Genomic DNA, 17,600 nt, shown 5'->3' with positions numbered 1-17,600 from the left:
GCTGATGGAACCGGTTCTATCCGCGGATCGCAAAGATAAGTAAAATTCAGCGTCCTGACGGGGGGGTACCCCCGTGTTTCGGAGACCTGCATAGCCGGGCATACTCGCAACGCGCCCGGTTCGAACAATTCTAGGAGGAGTGCCACATGGCGGCCGTCCAAGGCAGCATGCTGCTCGTATTCACGCTGATCGCGATTGCCGCGCTGATCCTGATGATCGCGCGCTACAAGATCTACCCGTTCCTGGTGCTGATCATCGTTTCACTCGGCCTCGGCCTCGTCGTCGGCATGCCGATGGACAAGATCGTCAAGTCGTTCGAGACGGGCACCGGCGGCACGCTCGGCCACATCGCGATCGTCGTCGGCCTCGGCACGATGCTCGGCAAGATGATGGCCGAATCGGGCGGCGCCGAACGGATCGCGACCACGCTGATCGACTGGTTCGGTGAAAAGAACATCCACTGGGCGATGATGTTCGTCGCGATCATCGTCGGCCTGCCGGTGTTCTTCGAAGTCGGCTTCGTGCTGCTGATCCCGATCGCGTTCAACGTCGCGAAGCGCACCGGCAAGTCGCTGCTCGTCGTCGGCCTGCCGATGGTGGCAGGCCTGTCGGTCGTGCACGGGCTGATCCCGCCGCACCCGGCCGCGCTGCTGGCCGTCCAGCAATACGGCGCCGATATCGGCAAGACGATCGCGTTCGGCCTGATCGTCGGCGTGCCGACCGCGATCATCGCCGGTCCGCTGTTCGCGCTGGTGATCTCGAAGTTCGTGAAACTGCCGGAAAACAACCCGCTCGCCGCGCAATTCGTCGATTCGCGTGCGGATGGCGGCAAGCGCGAACTGCCGAGCTTCGGCATCACGCTGTTCACGATCCTGCTGCCCGTCGTGCTGATGCTCGTCGGCAGCTGGGCCGACCTGGTGTTCACGCCGAAGTCGCTGCCGAACAACCTGCTGCGCTTTGCGGGCAACTCGGACGTCGCGCTGCTGATCGCCGTGCTCGTGAGCTTCTGGACCTTCGGCGCGAAGCAGGGCTTCAACCGCGATCAGATCCAGAAATTCTGCGGCGAGTGCCTGGCGCCGATCGCCGGCATCACGCTGATCGTCGGCGCGGGCGGCGGCTTCGGCGGCGTCCTGCGCGACAGCGGGATCTCGCAGCAGATCGTCGAGACCGCGAAGCACGCGCACCTGTCCCCGCTGCTGCTCGGCTGGTTCGTCGCGGCGCTGATGCGTCTGGCCACGGGCTCGGCGACGGTCGCGATGACGACGGCCTGCGGCATCGTCGCGCCGATCGCGGCGGCGGCCGGCACGACGGTCAGCCCGGAGCTGCTGGTGCTCGCGACGGGCTCGGGCTCGCTGATCTTCTCGCACGTGAACGACGGCGGCTTCTGGCTGATCAAGGAATATTTCGGGATGACGGTCGGGCAGACGTTCAAGACCTGGTCGCTGCTTGAAACCATCATCTCGGTGCTCGGTCTGAGCTTTACGCTGCTGCTGAGCCTGGTTCTGTAACAAGGGGTAGTCAATGATTCTGATCGCAATGGGCGTGTCGGGCGCGGGCAAGTCGCGAATCGGCGAAATGCTGGCGGAACGCCTGTCGTGCAGCTATACCGACGGCGACGCGTTTCACAGCGCGGCGAACAAGGAAAAGATGCACCACGGCATTCCGCTGACCGATGAAGACCGCTGGCCGTGGCTGCGCACGATTCGCGCGGCCATCGAGGAAAAGCAGCGCGCCGGCGAGACGGCCGTGTTCACGTGCTCGTCGCTGAAACGGTCGTACCGCGACGTGCTGCGCGGCACCGACACCGACGTGCGGTTCGTGTATCTGAAGGGTTCGTTCGAGGTGTTGCAAGAGCGCCTGAAGAGCCGCACCGGCCATTTCTTCGATCCGTCGCTGCTGAAGAGCCAGCTCGATACGCTCGAGGAGCCGGGCCCGGATGAAGCGATCGAGGTCAGCATCGAGCTGACGCCCGAACAGATCGTCGATCAGGTCATGCTGAAGATCGGCCTCGCGCATCAGCACTGAGCGCGGTTCGCGGCCATCGTCATGGAAAGGCGCCTTCATTCGGGCGCCTTTTTCGTTGGCGGCGCGTATGCCGATGTCAGGCCGCGCGCGCGCGTTGCGCGATGCCGTCGAGCAGCACGTCGAGCATCGTGTCGTGCACGACGGCCGGATCGAGCTGCGCATAGAGCGGGGCGGCCGACTTGACAAGCGGATGCGCGGTGTCGGACAGCGCGTGCATTTCCGCGAGCTCGACGTCGTTCGCGGCGCGCGTGAGGCCGCCCGCTTCGGCGGCGGCGAGGCCGATCACGGCCGCGTACCAGCCGACGCATACCGACGGCAGCGCCGCGCGCGGGATGCCGGCGTCGGTCAGCGCGCGATGCACGGCCTCGATGTGCGCGAGATCGGCCGGCCCCGTGCTCATGTGCCGCCGCAGCAGCGCGAAGGCGGCCGGGTAGCGCAGCGCGAGCGCGCGGTACTGGCGCGCGAGGTCGCGCAGCCGTTCGCGCCACGGCTGCGACGGATCGACCGGCACGAGCGAGCGCGACAGCGCATTCGCGATCGCGCGGCTCAGGCCGTCCTTCGACTTGAAGTGATACAGCACGCTCATCGGGTCGCAGCCGACCGATTGCGCGAGCTTGCGCACGCTGAACGCGGCCTCGCCGACGTCTTCGAGCAGCGCGAGCGCGGCCGCGACGATCGCGTCCTTGTCGAGGCCGCGCGGCCCCTGGGTGGGTGTGTCTTTCATCGAGGCAGGCTGGCAGGCGCGGCATCGCGCCGACTGTAAACTTGACGAAAGCTTATTCTACACTGTAGAATTATTTCTGCGGTGTAGAAATTGGGTGTCCCGGCACCTTTCAATACGTGCTTTCGCACAGTCCGGGATTCAGGCAGACGCGAGCGTGTCTGCCGTCAACACGGGCCATCGCGCCCTTATCTCGTTGACACCCAAGTGGAACCGGCTGCCCCACCCGCGAAGCCCCGAAGCAACGGGGCGCTTCGACAGGCGGCCAAGACCATGCAAGTGCAATCATGACTTCCAATCACAAGCCCCTGATCCAGGGCGAATCGCGTTTCGAGCAAACGCAACTGAATATCGAGAAAGACAACTGGAACTGGTGCGATCCGGCCCGCTACGACGGCGAGCGCCCGGCGAACTGGTACGAGGCGTCGCTGTCGCGCCATGAAAACAGCGCGCCGCTCGCGCAAGACGCCGTCTGCGACGTGCTCGTGATCGGCGCGGGGCTGCTCGGCGCATCGGCCGCGCTGCATCTCGCGGAAGCGGGCGTCGACACGATCCTCGTCGACAAGCATCACGTCGGCTCGGCCGCGTCGGGCCGCAACGGCGGCCAATTGACGCCCGGCCTCGCGCGCTGGGAAGCGGCCGACATGATCGAGAACCTGTCGCACGACGATGCGAAGCGGTTGTGGCGTTTCGCGTCGGCCGAGTCGATGGACCTGATCGACGGGATCGGCGCGCGTTACGCGCTCGATCTCGATCGCAAGCGCGGCCACGTCACCGCGGCGGTTCACCCCGGCCACATGAGCGCGCTGCTCGACGGCGCGGATGCGCGCCGCCATCTGGGCGATGCGGGCGTGACGCTCGTCGGCCGCCATCAGCTGCACGACGAATACGTGCGCTCGGGGCTGTATCACGGCGCGGCGATCGACGCGATCGGCGGGCAGATCCATCCGCTCGCGCTCGTGCGCGGCCTCGTGCACGGCTTCCGGCTGAACGGCGGCGCGCTGTTCGAGGGCACCGAGGTGCTGGAGCTCGACGAGACGCCCGCGGGCGTCGTCGCGACGACGCCGGGCGGCACGATCACCGCGCGCCGCGGCGTCGTGCTCGCGCTGCACAACACGACGTTCCGCCTGCTCGACGACGGCGCGGCGACCACGGTGCCGTTCTTCACGTACGTGAGCGTGACGGCGCCGCTCGACGTCGACGTCGCGACGCTGATGCCGGCAGGCATGCCGGTGTACGACACGCAGTTCCAGATCGACTACTACCGGCCGGTGCGTGGCAATCGCCTGCTGTTCGGCGGGCAGGGCACCGGCAGCTGCTGGGCGCAGTCGGACGTGAACGCGTACTTGCTGACGCGGCTGAACACGGTGTTTCCGCAGCACGACGGCGGCTTCGCGCTCGACTACTGCTGGAGCGGCGTCAGCGACTTCACGCTGAACGGCGCCACCGACAGCCGCAAGACCGACGGCCGCGTGCCGATGTACATGGTGCAGGGCTGGAGCGGCCACGGCGTCGCGCAGACGGTGCGGATCGGCAAGGCGATCTGCGACGATTTCGTGGGCCGCAACGACGATTTCTCGATGCTCACGGGCATCGATCATCGCGCGATTCCGCTCGGCCGGCAGCTGTCGCCGATCGCGATCCCGGCCGCGAAGGCGGCGATGAGCGTGATGAGCGCGCTGAACCCGGGGCGGATGATTTCGTTCTGACCGGCTGCGGCAGGCAACAAAAAAGCCCGATGCGAATCGCTTCGCATCGGGCTTTTTTTCGTCCGGCGACGGCGGCGCTTACGCGATCCGCTTCGCGAGTTCGACGGCCTTGCCGATGTACGACGCCGGCGTCATCGCCAGCAGGCGATCCTTCGCATCCTGCGGGATCGCGAGCGTGCCGACGAATTCCTGCAGCGCTTCGCGCGTGATGCCCTTGCCGCGCGTCAGTTCCTTCAGTTGCTCGTACGGGTTCTCGATGCCGTAGCGGCGCATCACCGTCTGCACCGGCTCGGCAAGCACTTCCCAGCAGTTGTCGAGATCTTCGTTCAGGCGCTGCGGGTTCACTTCGAGCTTGTCGAGGCCGCGGATCAGCGAGTCGTACGCGAGCAGCGAGTAGCCGAGCGCGACGCCCATGTTGCGCAGCACCGTCGAGTCGGTCAGGTCGCGCTGCCAGCGCGACACCGGCAGCTTGTCGGCGAGGTGGCGCAGCGTCGCGTTCGCGAGGCCGAGGTTGCCTTCCGAGTTCTCGAAGTCGATCGGGTTCACCTTGTGCGGCATCGTCGACGAGCCGATTTCGCCGGCCTTCGTCTTCTGCTTGAAGTAGCCGACCGAGATGTAGCCCCACACGTCGCGGTCGAGGTCGAGCAGGATCGTGTTCGCGCGTGCGACCGCGTCGAACAGTTCGGCCATGTAGTCGTGCGGCTCGATCTGGATCGTGTACGGGTTGAACGTGAGCTTCAGGCGGTTTTCGATCACGTCGCGCGAGAACGCTTCCCAGTCGAATTCCGGATACGCGGACAGGTGCGCGTTGAAGTTGCCGACCGCGCCGTTCATCTTGCCGAGGATCTCGACCTTCTCGATGCGCGCGATCGCGCGGGCGAGGCGCGCGGCGACGTTCGCGAGCTCCTTGCCGAGCGTCGTCGGGCTGGCCGGCTGGCCGTGCGTGCGCGACAGCATCGGCTGGTCGGCATGCGCGTGCGCGAGCGCGACGAGGCGCTGGTGGACCGTGCGCAGCGCCGGCAGGATCACGTGTTCGCGCGCGCCGGCGAGCATCATCCCGTGCGACGTATTGTTGATGTCCTCGGACGTGCACGCGAAGTGGATGAACTCGCTCGCCTTCTCGAGTTCGGCCTGGCCCTTCACCGATTCCTTCAGCCAGTATTCGACGGCCTTCACGTCGTGGTTCGTCACGCGCTCGATTTCCTTGATGCGCGCGGCGTCGTGCGCGGTGAAGCGCTCGGCGAGCTGCAGCAGGAATTGCTCGGAGGCTTCCGAGAAGCGCGGGACTTCGGCGAAGCCGGCGCGCGACAGCGCGATCAGCCAGTGCACCTCGACGGTGACGCGGTGGCGCATGAAGGCGGCTTCGGAGAGCCAGTCGCGCAGCGCCTCGGTCTTGCTGGCGTAGCGGCCGTCGATGGGCGAGAGCGCGGTGAGGGCGAAAAGCGTATCGGGACGAGTGTCGGACATGATCGGGCAGGGCCTTTTGGGGCCGGGGCGAACGAGGGGAGGAGAATCCGGCATTTTACCATCGGCGCGCGTCGCTCCCGACCGAATCGGTCCGGTCGCGGGCGCCACGGTCGAGCGATGCGCACGCGGCGCGCGCATGGCCGGCCGGCAGCCGCGCGCCGGCGCGTCGGGCCGGCCGCCCAAGCCGCCGGCCGGGCCCGCCCGCCGGTAGAATGCAGGCTTCTTCCCGACCGCCGCCCGCCGCGCCCGCCTGCATGGAACTGAAATGGCTCGAAGACTTCGTCTCGCTCGCGGAAACGCGCAGCTTTAGCCGGTCCGCCGAGCTGCGGCACGTGTCGCAGCCGGCGTTTTCGCGGCGCATCCAGGCGCTCGAGGCATGGCTCGCGACCGAGCTGATCGATCGTTCGGTCTATCCGACGCGGCTCACGCAGGCCGGCCAGATCTTCTACGAGCAGGCGCTGACGATGCTGTCGCAGGCGCACGAGGCGCGCACGCTGCTGCGCGGCCACGTCGGCGCGCCGGTGCCGACGATCGAATTCGCGGTGCCGCACACGCTGTCGCTCACGTATTTCCCGCGCTGGCTCGAACGGATCGAGGCGAAGATGGGCCAGGTCCACACGCGGCTGCGCGCGCTGAACGTGCACGACGCGGTGCTGTCGCTCGTCGAGGGCGGCTGCGATCTCGTGATGGGCTACCACCACCCGAGCCACCCGGTCGCGCTCGACCCGGCCCGCTACGACATGCTGGTCCTCGGCAGCGAGCCGATCAGCCCGTTTTCCGCGCCCGGCCGCGCGGGCCGGCCGCGCCATACGCTGCCGGGCGCGGCCGACGCGCGCGTGCCGTACCTGTCGTATACGCCGAACGCGTATCTCGGCCGGATGACCGAAGTCATCATCGCGAACGCGCCCACCCGGCTGTTTCTCGATCGCGTGTACGAAACCGACATGGCCGAAGGGCTGAAGGCGATGGCGCTCGCCGGCCACGGCGTCGCGTTCCTGCCGCACAGCGCGGCCGACGATGCGGTCGCGGGCGGCCGGCTGATCCGCCTCGACCGGTCGGCGCGCGGCGGCGCGCATCCGTTCACGCTGACGATGGAGATCCGGCTGTACTGCGACAAGCTCGCGCTGCAGGGTGACGATCCGCGGCAGAAGCTCGTGCGTGCGCTGTGGGACGTCGTGCGCGACGAACTGCGCGAGACTGCCGGCGACACCGCCGGTTGACCGACGATTAACCGCCGACGGTTAATCCGCCCGGCCGCCCGGCCGCCCGGCCGCCCGGCTGACGGCGGCTTTGCGGCGCCTGTCGGACGGTCGTCCGCGGGCCTGCCCGTGCCTGGCCAATCCGGTTTTCCACGAACACGATGGCCGGCCGATCGCCGGCGTTCTTGCGCAAATCGACCGCGGATTTGCGGAAAATCGCGATCATGCAAGAAACGCATAATCGAATAAACAAACGGCATTGGATAAAAAAAACGGCTTTTTCGACAATGGGCGCAATCCGTTGAACGTTGGAGCTTCCATGTCTTCGCAACAGCAGTCCATCCCGTCCTACCTGCACGCCGACGATCTCGGCCCGTGGGGCAACTACCTTCAGCAGGTCGATCGCGTCGCGCCGTACCTCGGTTCGCTGTCGCGCTGGCTCGAAACGCTGAAGCGTCCGAAGCGCATCCTGGTCGTCGACTGCCCCATCGAGCTCGACAACGGCACCGTCGCGCACTTCGAGGGCTACCGCGTGCAGCACAACGTGTCGCGCGGCCCGGGCAAGGGCGGCGTGCGCTACCACCAGGACGTGACGCTGTCGGAAGTGATGGCGCTGTCGGCATGGATGTCGGTGAAGAACGCGGCCGTGAACGTGCCGTACGGCGGCGCGAAGGGCGGTATCCGCGTCGACCCGCGCAAGCTGTCGCGCGGTGAGCTCGAGCGCGTGACGCGCCGCTACACCAGCGAAATCGGCATCATCATCGGCCCGAACACCGACATTCCGGCGCCGGACGTCAACACCAACGAACAGGTGATGGCGTGGATGATGGACACGTACTCGATGAACCAGGGCCAGACGTCGACCGGCGTCGTGACCGGCAAGCCGATCGCGCTCGGCGGTTCGCTGGGCCGCAAGGAAGCGACGGGCCGCGGCGTGTTCGTCGTCGGCTCGGAAGCGGCGAAGAAGAAGGGCCTCGAGATCGAAGGCGCGCGCATCGCGGTGCAGGGCTTCGGCAACGTCGGCGGCATCGCGGCGAAGCTGTTCCAGGAAGCGGGCGCGAAGGTGATCGCGGTGCAGGATCACACGGGCACGATCTACCAGCCGGCCGGCCTCGATTCGAACAAGCTGCTCGACCACGTCGCCCGCACGGGCGGCGTCGCGGGCTTCGAAGGCGCGGAGCCGATGCCGAACGACGAGTTCTGGACGGTCGAGACCGACATCCTGATCCCGGCGGCGCTGGAAAACCAGATCACCGAGAAGAACGCGGCGAAGATCCGCACGAAGATCATCGTCGAAGGCGCGAACGGCCCGACGACGACGGCGGCCGACGACATCCTGAGCGCGAACGGCGTGCTCGTGATCCCCGACGTGATCGCGAACGCGGGCGGTGTGACGGTGTCGTACTTCGAGTGGGTGCAGGATTTCTCGAGCTTCTTCTGGACGGAAGACGAGATCAACCACCGCCTCGAGCGCGTGATGCGCGAAGCGTTCGCCGGCGTGTGGGCGGTCGCGGAAGAGCACAAGGTGACGGTGCGTACGGCGGCGTTCATCGTCGCGTGCAAGCGCATCCTGATGGCGCGCGAAATGCGCGGCCTCTACCCCTGATCGGGCGTCCCTGACCGGGCGTCCCTAACCGGGCGTCCCTAACCGGGCGTCCCTGATCAACGACCATGATCGATTCATGATGCAATCTACCCGATTGCGGAAATGAACCCTCGCGGGCGATGCCGAATCCGGCATCGCCCGCGCGCGCATTCGGGGCGCCCGAAGCCGGGAGGACGGCTTCTCGCAGGGCGATTCGTAGTGCGGTTAACAACCAGTACTTTCAAAAATATTACTTTGATACACTGGCGCGGGTTTTAGCCAAGGAGATGACCAAAATGAAATACCACAAGGCAGTCCTGATGGTCGCGGCGCTTTGCGCGTTCGCAAGCGGCGCGCATGCTCAGGAGACGGGCACGCTGAAGAAGATCAAGGACACCGGCGTGATCGCGCTGGGCCACCGCGAATCGTCGATTCCGTTCTCCTATTACGATCAGAACCAGCAGGTGGTCGGCTATTCGCGCGAATTCCAGATGAAGATCGTGGACGCGGTGAAGAAGAAGCTGAACCTGCCGAACCTGCAGGTGAAGAACATCCCCGTCACGTCGCAGAACCGCATTCCGCTCGTGCAGAACGGCACGGTCGACATCGAGTGCGGCTCGACGACCAACAACCTCGAGCGCCAGCAGCAGGCCGCATTCTCCGACACGATCTTCGTGATCGGCACGCGCCTGATGACGAAGAAGGATTCGGGCGTCAAGGATTTCGCCGACCTGAAGGGCAAGACGGTCGTGACGACGGCCGGCACGACGTCGGAGCGCCTGCTGCGCAAGATGAACAACGACAAGCAGCTCGGCATGAACATCATCAGCGCGAAGGATCACGGCGATTCGTTCAACACGCTGGAATCGGGCCGCGCGGTCGCGTTCATGATGGATGACGCGCTGCTCGCGGGCGAGCGCGCGAAGGCGAAGCAGCCGGGCGAGTGGGTGATCGTCGGCACGCCGCAATCGGAAGAGGCTTACGGCTGCATGATGCGCAAGGGCGACGCCGACTTCAAGAAGGTCGTCGACGACGCGATCTCGCAAGTCGAGAAGTCGGGCGAAGCCGCGAAGATCTACGCGAAGTGGTTCGAGAACCCGATCCCGCCGAAGGGGCTGAACCTGAACTTCCCGCTGTCCGATTCGATGAAGAAGCTGTACGCGAACCCGAACGACAAGGCGCTCGACTGACCAAGCGGCCGTTGACGCAGAAATGACGCTACTGAAACGGAAGAGGCCATGCTTCTTCCGTTTCTTTTTGCTGGAGTCTTGCCCATGTCTTACCACTGGAACTGGGGCATCTTTCTGAGCCCCGTGTCGACCGGCGAGCCGACGACCTATTTCGGCTGGCTGCTGTCCGGCTTCTGGGTGACAATCGAGGTGTCGCTCGTCGCCTGGGTCATCGCGCTGATCGTCGGATCGCTGTTCGGCGTGCTGCGCACCGTGCCGAACAAATGGCTCGCCGCGATCGGCACCGTGTACGTGTCGATCTTCCGGAACATCCCGCTGATCGTGCAGTTCTTCGTCTGGTATCTCGTGATACCCGAGTTGCTGCCCGCGTCGATCGGCACGTGGATCAAGCAGTTGCCGCCCGGCACGCAGTTCTTTACCGCGTCGATCGTCTGTCTCGGCCTGTTTACGGGTGCCCGCGTATGCGAACAGGTGCGCTCGGGCATCAATGCGCTGCCGAAGGGCCAGCGCGCGGCCGGCCTCGCGATGGGCTTCACGCAATGGCAGACGTATCGCTATGTGCTGCTGCCCGTGGCGTACCGGATCATCGTGCCGCCGCTCACGTCGGAATTCCTGAACATCTTCAAGAACTCCGCCGTCGCGTCGACGATCGGCCTGCTCGATCTGTCCGCGCAGGCGCGCCAGCTCGTCGACTACACCGCGCAGACCTACGAGTCGTTCATCGCGGTCACGCTCGCGTACGTGCTGATCAATCTCGTCGTGATGGCGTTCATGCGCTGGATCGAAGGCCGTACGCGGCTGCCCGGCTATATCGGAGGCAAGTGATGCATCAGTTCGACTGGAGTAGTATTCCCGGCGCGCTGCCGACGCTGTGGTCGGGCGCGATCGTCACGTTCAAGATCACGCTGATCGCGATCGTGGTCGGGATCGTCTGGGGCACGCTGCTGGCGCTGCTGCGGCTGTCCGGCGTGAAGCCGCTCGCGTGGTTCGCGAAAGCGTACGTGACGGTGTTCCGCTCGATCCCGCTCGTGATGGTGCTGCTGTGGTTCTTCCTGATCGTGCCGCAGGTGCTGCAGGGCGTGCTCGGGCTGTCGCCGACGATCGACATCCGCCTCGCGTCGGCGATGGTCGCGTTCTCGTTGTTCGAAGCCGCGTATTATTCCGAGATCATCCGCGCCGGCATCCAGGCGGTGCCGCGCGGGCAGGTGAATGCCGCGTTCGCGCTCGGCATGAACTACGCGCAGGCGATGCGCCTCGTGATCCTGCCGCAGGCGTTCCGCGCGATGGTGCCGCTGCTGCTCACGCAGGCGATCGTCCTGTTCCAGGATACGTCGCTCGTGTACGTGATCAGTCTCGCGGACTTCTTCCGCACGGCCGCCAACATCGGCGATCGCGACGGCACGACCGTCGAGATGGTCCTGTTCGCCGGCGCATGCTATTTCGTGATTTGCTCGTTGGCGTCTGCTCTCGTCAAGGGTCTCCAGAAAAAGGTCACAAGATGATTTCCATCAAGAACGTTTCGAAGTGGTACGGCCAGTTTCAGGTCCTTACCGAATGCACGACCGAGGTCAAGAAAGGCGAAGTGGTCGTCGTGTGCGGCCCGTCGGGCTCCGGCAAGTCGACGCTGATCAAGACCGTGAACGGCCTGGAGCCGTTCCAGCAGGGCGAGATCCTCGTGAACGGCCAGTCGGTCGGCGACAAGAAGACGAACCTGTCGAAGCTGCGCTCGAAGGTCGGGATGGTGTTCCAGCATTTCGAGCTGTTCCCGCATCTCTCGATCACCGAGAACCTGACGCTCGCGCAGATCAAGGTGCTCGGCCGCGGCAAGGACGAAGCGGCGGAGAAGGGCATGAAGCTGCTCGATCGCGTCGGCCTGAAGGCGCATGCGCACAAGTTTCCGGGCCAGTTGTCGGGCGGCCAGCAGCAGCGTGTCGCGATCGCGCGCGCGCTGTCGATGGACCCGATCGCGATGCTGTTCGACGAGCCGACGTCCGCGCTCGATCCGGAAATGATCAACGAAGTGCTCGACGTGATGGTCGAACTCGCGCAGGAAGGGATGACGATGATGGTCGTCACGCACGAGATGGGCTTCGCGAAGAAGGTCGCGCATCGCGTGATCTTCATGGACAAGGGCGCGATCGTCGAGGACGACCGCAAGGACGATTTCTTCTCGAATCCGAAATCGGAACGCGCGAAGGACTTCCTCGCGAAGATCCTGCACTGAGCGTTCGCGCGTTTTCGCGCGCACCCATGCGAAAACCGCCCGGCACGTAGCCGGGCGGTTTTTTTTCGTCCGCCGCCGGGCGTTACCAGCTGTACCGGTAGCCGACCTGCCCGACGATCCCGCGCCGGTAATCGCCGCCGATGTTGCGCGCGATCTTCGCATTCGCGTACAGCTCGCCCGACTTGCCGAAGCCGGCGGTCACGCCGACGCCGAGCTCGTACCAGGTGCGCCCGAGATGCGTCGCGAACGGCGTGCCGCCGACCACGGTCTGCCCCGGCGACAGGAAGTCGTGCAGCACGTCGGCCGTGAAGTACGGCGTCGCGGCGCCGCCGCCCGCGTCCGACTGGAGGTTCGGCCGGAAGATGCGCACGCCGACGCGGCCGCGCAGCGCATTCGACGTCGTGCCCGATACGGCCGACACGTTGTCGTTGAACCCGTTCAGCTTCAGGTACTGAACCATCAATTGCGCCTGCGGCTCGACCGCGACCGGCAGCGTGCCGATCGCGAACGGTTTGCCGACTTCCTGCGACAGCGCGACGCCGAAGCCGTTCTGCGACGCTTCGTTGCCGTAGCTGTCACGATAGCGGTTGCCGTAGTGCGTGACCTGGCCGACGCTGTCGAAGTAGGTGCCGTCGGACAGGTAGCGCGTCCAGTAGCCGCCGACGCTCTGCGCGTGCATCTCGACCGAGCCCGTCGACGTCGACAGGGTGGGCGAGCCGGCGCGCGCCATGTCGCTGAAGCTCGCGTTCGACACGCCGATGCTGGCCGTCACGCCCGCATGCGTGCTGCCGGCGCCGTCCGGCGCCTGGTCGAGGGTCCAGTCCTTGCCGAACTGCGCGAAGAACGTGCGCTCGTCGGCGGAGAAACGGCCCGCGTTCGCATCCAGGCTCTGGCCGCCGATGCGCCCCCACACGCCGTCGCGATTGCCCGGCGCCTGCTTCTCGACGTTGTAGATGTCGCCGACGCGCTCGTGCAGCCTGCCGAGCGTCGAAAAGCCGTAGTCGGCGTTCAGCAGCGGCGTCATCGCGTAGCCGGAGACGCCCGGACGATACGCGAGCGCGCCGCCGTTGCCATTCCCGTTTCCGTTGGTGCCGCCGTCGCCGCCGCCGGACGGGTGGATCGGGTCGCCGGGGTCGGTCGGGTCGAGCTGCGAACGCAGGTACCAGCCGTTCGCATCGCCTTGCCCGCCGCGATAGAGCCGGTATTCGTACGCGCCGGCCTGTACCGGGCCGGCGAGATGGAACGCGGACGCGGCGGTCGTGCCGCCGTTGGCCGTGACGACCACGGGAATCCCGTCGCCGGTCGTCTGCGCGCCGGTGCCGGCCGTGTTGGCGATCTTCAGGCCGGTCGTGCCGCTCGCCGCGCCGCCGTTCACGATCAGCCGGTCGGTCGGCGACGCGTCGGCGCCGAGATACGTGTTCAGCGCGATCGTGCCGCCGTTGCCGACGTAGCCGCCGGTCGTCAGCGTCTTGTAGCTGCCCGTCAGCGTCGGCGAGCCGGTCGGCGCGGCGAACGCGACGAGGCCCGCGTTGTTCAGGCTGCTCAGCACCGAGCTGCCCGTCATGCGCCACGTGCTCGTGCCGTCGACGGTCAGCGCGACCGGGTCGATCTTCCCGGTCAGCGTCGTGCCGTTCGCGAGGAACACGTTGCCGGTGCTCGACGCGTCGGAGACGATGTCGCCCGCGAGGTTCACCGCCGATGCGTCGAACGTCACGTTGCTGCCGTTCGCGAGGTTCAGCAGCGTGCCGTTGCCGGCCGTCACGACCGTGCCGTTGCGCACCGCGATGTCGGCCGTGCCGCCGCGCGCGGCGAAGGCCGGCCCGGTGACGGACGTCACGCTGCCGCCGTCGACGAGCACCGAGCTGGTCGCGCCGTTCGCGAGCGTGTCCGACGTCAGTACGCCGGCCGTCGCGCCCGTGAGCGTCGTGCCGGTCAACGCGAGCACGCCGCCGCTGTTCGCGGTTGCGCCGTTGCCGGCCGCGCTGGCGAGCGACGAACCCGTATCGGCGATGCGGCCGCCGTTTTGCGCGACGATGGTGTCGGCCGCATTGCCCGACGCGGCGACTTTCGCACCCGACAGCAGGGCCGTCGCGCCGCCGTCCATCACGATCGCATGGGCGTTCGCGCCGGTCGTCGCGACGGTCGTCCCGTTGGCCGCGAGCGTGGAATCGGCGCCTGTCACGGACAGGCCGCGCGCGTCGGCGCCGGTCGTGCGGACGACCGTGGCCGCATCGGTCGCGATGCGCGCGCCGGCACCGGTCGACGTGAGGCCGGCGGCGCCGTTGCCGGTCGTGGCGACCTGCGTGCCGGACAGCGCGATCGTTGCATTCGCACCGAGGTTGCGGATCGCGCTGCCGGATCCGCTAACCGCGATCGACGTCGCGCCGGCCGCGATGCCGCCGCCCGTGACGGTCGAGTCGATCAGCACGCCGTCGGCGCTGCCGTTCGCGGTGACGGTGCCGGCGCCGGACAGCGCGACCGATGCACCGGCCCCCGTCAGGCGCACGCCCGCGACGCCGTCGTCGGCTTCGATCGAGCCTGCGTTGGCGAGCGTGGCCGATGCGCCTTGCACGAGCGCGCCGGTGCCGTTGGCGATGCGGATCGTCGACGCGTTGTTTACCGTGCCGAGCGTGCCGGCCACGACGCCCGTCGAGCCGGCGCCGGTCAGCAATATCGTGCCGCGATTCTCGAGCGTGCCGAGGTTCTGCGCGATGAAACCGGTCACGCCGGCGGTCGACGACGTGACGGCGGCGTGGTTGGTGAGCGTCGTCGTGACCGGCGCGCCGGCATTCGCGCCGGCGAGGTCGTGCGCCTGGCCGTCCACCACGCCCGCGGTCGCGCCGGCCGCGTTCAGGTTGATCGTCGCACCGGCGTCGATCGAGCCCTTCGCGCCGCCTTCGACCGCGATCGCGATGCCGCTCGCGCCGTTGACGTTGTAGACCGCGCTGCCGGTCGACAGCGTGGTGCCGGCGTCGGTCGCGAGTACGCCGCGCGCCCGCTGGCCGTTGACGTCGGTCGTCAGCGTGCCGGCCGTCGATGCGCCGGTGTAGGTCGCGCCGCCCGCGACGCGGAACAGCGTCGAATCGTCGGTGTCGACGCCCAGATGCTGCGCGGCGACGTTGATCTTCGAGCCCGCGCCGTACGCATAGAAGCCGATCTGGTTCGTGCCCGACATGAAGGCCGGCACCGCGTCGGCGCCGACGTTGATCGTCGCGCCCGAGCGTGCATGCACGCCGATGGCGCCGGTGCCCGTCAGGTCGAGCGCGCCGTCGAGCGTGGCCGTGGCGCGCGGCCCTTCGGCCCAGACGCCGTAATTGCGCGTGCCCGAAGCGGGATCGAGGCCGCCGGCGACGTCGATCGCGCCGGTCGACGTCGCGGCCGTCGCGTTCGCGCCGGTCCCGACGACCATGATGCCGATGCCGTTCACGCCATTCAGCGTGATCGTGCCCGTGTTGGTCACGGTCGCGGCGGTGTCGACGGCCAGCATGCCGACGTTGGCGAGCGGCGTGCCGGGCGCGGCGCCGTTGACGACGATCGCGCCCGCGTTGGTCAGCGTGCCGGAGCTCGAGCCGATGCTCGCCAGCGCGGCGCCGTTTTGCGTCTGCGTGCCGATCACGATCGTGCCGAGATTGCTCGCGGTGCCCGACGCGCCGAGCAGGATGCCGTACGCGTGCGCGGCGAGCGCGACGTCATTTGCCGTCTGGCCGGGCGCGTACTGCGCCGAGCGGCCGAGATAGATCGTGCCGCCGGCTTCGTTCGTGAAGCGGCCGCCGGCGACGAGGCCGCCGATCACCTGGCTGTCGAGCGTCGTCGCATTGACGCCGACATTGATCGTGCCGGCGTTCGACGCCGTTGCGCCGTCCGTCACGGCGACCGCGTAGTTCTGCAGGTCGGGCCGGTTGCCGTCCAGCGTCCACGCGCCGACGTTCATCACGCCGTTGTTGACGAACGACGTGCCCGCGCCGTTCGCGAACACGCCGGCGCCTTCGGTGTACGCGTTGTAGTTGAAGTTGTTCGGCGGCGCGCTGCCGCTCGTGTCGAAGTCGTCGCCGGACGCGTACCCGGACGAAATCACGCCGTTGTTGACGCCGCTTGCGCCGCTCAGCAGGCGCACCAGCGTGAAGTCGCCCGACAGGCGGCCGTCGTTGATGAAGTGCGCGCCGTTTTCCGCGAGGACGGCCGAGCTCGACACGATCGTGTTGGTGCCGCGAAAGTCGATCTGGCCGTCCTTGCCGATCTGCAGCGTCGCGTTCGCGCCCGTGCCGTGCATCACCGACAGGAAATCGATCGGCAGCGTGTTCTTGTCGCCCGCGGACACGTCGTTCCGATACTGGAAGGCTTGCTGCGAGAACGTGACGGCCTGGCTAAACGCGCTGTCGTAGGCGGCCTGCGAGCCGAGCGCGCCGCTTTGCACCGAGCGCACGAGAAAATCGTTGTACGCGGCGAGCGACGCGGCGTCGGTCACCTGCCACGTGCTACCGTCGAATGCGGTGAAGGTGCCCGCGTAGGCCGGCACGTCGAGCTGGCGGGTGCCGACCGCGCCGCCGTCCGCCAGGTAGTCGCCGGTGGTGAACCGGATCTGGTTGCGCGAATTCCAGTTGACGGTGCTTGCCGCGGCACCCGTGCCGTCCGCGACGGTAAGGTCGGTCGCCTTCGCGGCCATCGAGATCGCGTTGCCCGGCGCATCGGGGGCATTCGCCGCATTGCCGATCGACACGTTGAGCGTACCGCCGGTGGCGGCGACGGTGCCGATGCGCGTGTTCACATACTGATCGCCGTTCACGTCGTGGTAGACGGGCACCTCGGTCGCGCCGGCCGTCGACGCGGAGAACGCGGACGAATCGTAGGTCGCGACCGACGTGTGGGTGCGGGTGATCGAGTCGGGCGTGCTGACGCTGTGCGTCTTGCCGCCGAGCGACAGCAGCGGCTGGTTCGGGTTGCCCGACACGAGGGTCGTGCTGCCGATCGGCGTGAGCGCGTAGCCCGGGTCGCCGGCGGCGGCGCTCCATGCGCCCGACACGCCGACGGTATCGCCGCCGGACACGGTGGCGGAGCCGGCCAGGTTGTCGTTGACGGTCGGGCTGAAACCGTCGAGCGCGCAGGTGCCGCCGTTCGCGATGGCCGTACCGCCGCCGCACGTCGATGCATGCGCGGCGCCGACCGACAGCGCGGTCAGCAACGCGCCGAGTGCCGCCGCGCGACGGCCCGTGCCCGATTCGGCGCCCGAGCGCTTGCCGCGCGCGCGAGTCGTTTCCGCCACCGCGACCCAGCAGCCGGCGGCTTCGCTCCATATCGATCGAAATGAGTGATTCACGACATACCCCTCTTTCTTCTTTTTGACGTGGTATTCGCCGCCATTCGGCGAATTCGCATTCCGCGGTGGAGAAATGATCCGAAGGGGGCGTGCGGCGGCTATGGCTGCGTGTCGCGCCAATCGTGTTTCGTTGACACCGAGGATGGGCGGAGTCTACTGATTCGAG

General features: G+C 67.2%; 13 protein-coding genes. 9 read left to right on the top strand and 4 right to left on the bottom strand.

The window, feature by feature from the left end:
* The first annotated feature begins 146 nt into the window (after positions 1–146).
* Positions 147–1,508 (top strand): GntP family permease, encoded by a 1,362-nt coding sequence (locus LGM42_RS22955; RefSeq protein ID WP_059638118.1) that lies wholly within the window; start codon positions 147–149, stop codon positions 1,506–1,508.
* A 13-nt stretch (positions 1,509–1,521) separates the two neighbouring features.
* Positions 1,522–2,025 (top strand): gluconokinase, encoded by a 504-nt coding sequence (locus LGM42_RS22950; protein WP_059581058.1) that lies wholly within the window; start codon positions 1,522–1,524, stop codon positions 2,023–2,025.
* A 76-nt stretch (positions 2,026–2,101) separates the two neighbouring features.
* On the opposite strand, the gene LGM42_RS22945 is transcribed toward LGM42_RS22950, so the two are convergent.
* The gene (locus tag LGM42_RS22945) at positions 2,102–2,749 is read right to left on the bottom strand and encodes a TetR/AcrR family transcriptional regulator (RefSeq protein WP_226233265.1); all 648 of its coding nucleotides are present in this window, start codon (positions 2,747–2,749) and stop codon (positions 2,102–2,104) included.
* A 284-nt stretch (positions 2,750–3,033) separates the two neighbouring features.
* On the opposite strand from LGM42_RS22945, the gene LGM42_RS22940 reads away from it, so the two are divergent.
* Complete coding sequence (locus tag LGM42_RS22940) at positions 3,034–4,455, top strand: NAD(P)/FAD-dependent oxidoreductase (protein ID WP_060312646.1); 1,422 nt, start codon at positions 3,034–3,036, stop codon at positions 4,453–4,455.
* 78 nt (positions 4,456–4,533) lie between these two features.
* Here the strand turns inward: LGM42_RS22940 and purB are convergent, their stop codons facing one another.
* Complete coding sequence (gene purB, locus LGM42_RS22935; protein ID WP_059581065.1) at positions 4,534–5,922, bottom strand: adenylosuccinate lyase; 1,389 nt, start codon at positions 5,920–5,922, stop codon at positions 4,534–4,536.
* A 254-nt stretch (positions 5,923–6,176) separates the two neighbouring features.
* Between purB and LGM42_RS22930 the strand changes: the two genes are divergently transcribed.
* Positions 6,177–7,142, top strand: a complete 966-nt coding sequence (locus tag LGM42_RS22930; RefSeq protein WP_059581067.1) for a LysR substrate-binding domain-containing protein — start codon at positions 6,177–6,179, stop codon at positions 7,140–7,142.
* A 7-nt stretch (positions 7,143–7,149) separates the two neighbouring features.
* Here LGM42_RS22930 and LGM42_RS22925 read toward each other — a convergent pair whose 3' ends face one another.
* Positions 7,150–7,347, bottom strand: coding sequence for a hypothetical protein (locus LGM42_RS22925; RefSeq protein ID WP_226233264.1), 198 nt, complete (start codon positions 7,345–7,347; stop codon positions 7,150–7,152).
* Between the two features lie 93 nt (positions 7,348–7,440).
* On the opposite strand from LGM42_RS22925, the gene LGM42_RS22920 reads away from it, so the two are divergent.
* The 5 genes from LGM42_RS22920 (at position 7,441) to LGM42_RS22900 (ending at position 12,120) form a co-directional block, all read left to right on the top strand.
* Complete coding sequence (locus tag LGM42_RS22920) at positions 7,441–8,727, top strand: Glu/Leu/Phe/Val family dehydrogenase (RefSeq protein ID WP_059581070.1); 1,287 nt, start codon at positions 7,441–7,443, stop codon at positions 8,725–8,727.
* 275 nt (positions 8,728–9,002) lie between these two features.
* The gene (locus LGM42_RS22915; RefSeq protein ID WP_059581206.1) at positions 9,003–9,896 is read left to right on the top strand and encodes a glutamate/aspartate ABC transporter substrate-binding protein; all 894 of its coding nucleotides are present in this window, start codon (positions 9,003–9,005) and stop codon (positions 9,894–9,896) included.
* Positions 9,897–9,980: 84 nt separating this feature from the next.
* Entirely contained in the window at positions 9,981–10,721 is a 741-nt protein-coding gene (locus LGM42_RS22910) for an amino acid ABC transporter permease (protein WP_059581071.1), read from the top strand.
* The gene (gene gltK, locus LGM42_RS22905) at positions 10,721–11,398 is read left to right on the top strand and encodes a glutamate/aspartate ABC transporter permease GltK (protein WP_059581074.1); all 678 of its coding nucleotides are present in this window, start codon (positions 10,721–10,723) and stop codon (positions 11,396–11,398) included. The genes LGM42_RS22910 and gltK overlap by 1 nt, the downstream gene beginning before the upstream one ends.
* Positions 11,395–12,120, top strand: coding sequence for an amino acid ABC transporter ATP-binding protein (locus LGM42_RS22900; protein WP_059581077.1), 726 nt, complete (start codon positions 11,395–11,397; stop codon positions 12,118–12,120). The genes gltK and LGM42_RS22900 overlap by 4 nt, the downstream gene beginning before the upstream one ends.
* Positions 12,121–12,202: 82 nt before the next feature.
* Here the strand turns inward: LGM42_RS22900 and LGM42_RS22895 are convergent, their stop codons facing one another.
* On the bottom strand, positions 12,203–17,434 hold the full coding sequence (locus tag LGM42_RS22895; protein WP_226233263.1) for an autotransporter outer membrane beta-barrel domain-containing protein: 5,232 nt from the start codon (positions 17,432–17,434) through the stop codon (positions 12,203–12,205).
* Between the last annotated feature and the right edge of the window lie 166 nt (positions 17,435–17,600).

This window comes from Burkholderia sp. AU39826 (genome assembly GCF_020419965.1).
Taxonomy (GTDB): domain Bacteria; phylum Pseudomonadota; class Gammaproteobacteria; order Burkholderiales; family Burkholderiaceae; genus Burkholderia; species Burkholderia semiarida.
This window is presented reverse-complemented; position numbering and strand designations above follow the sequence as displayed.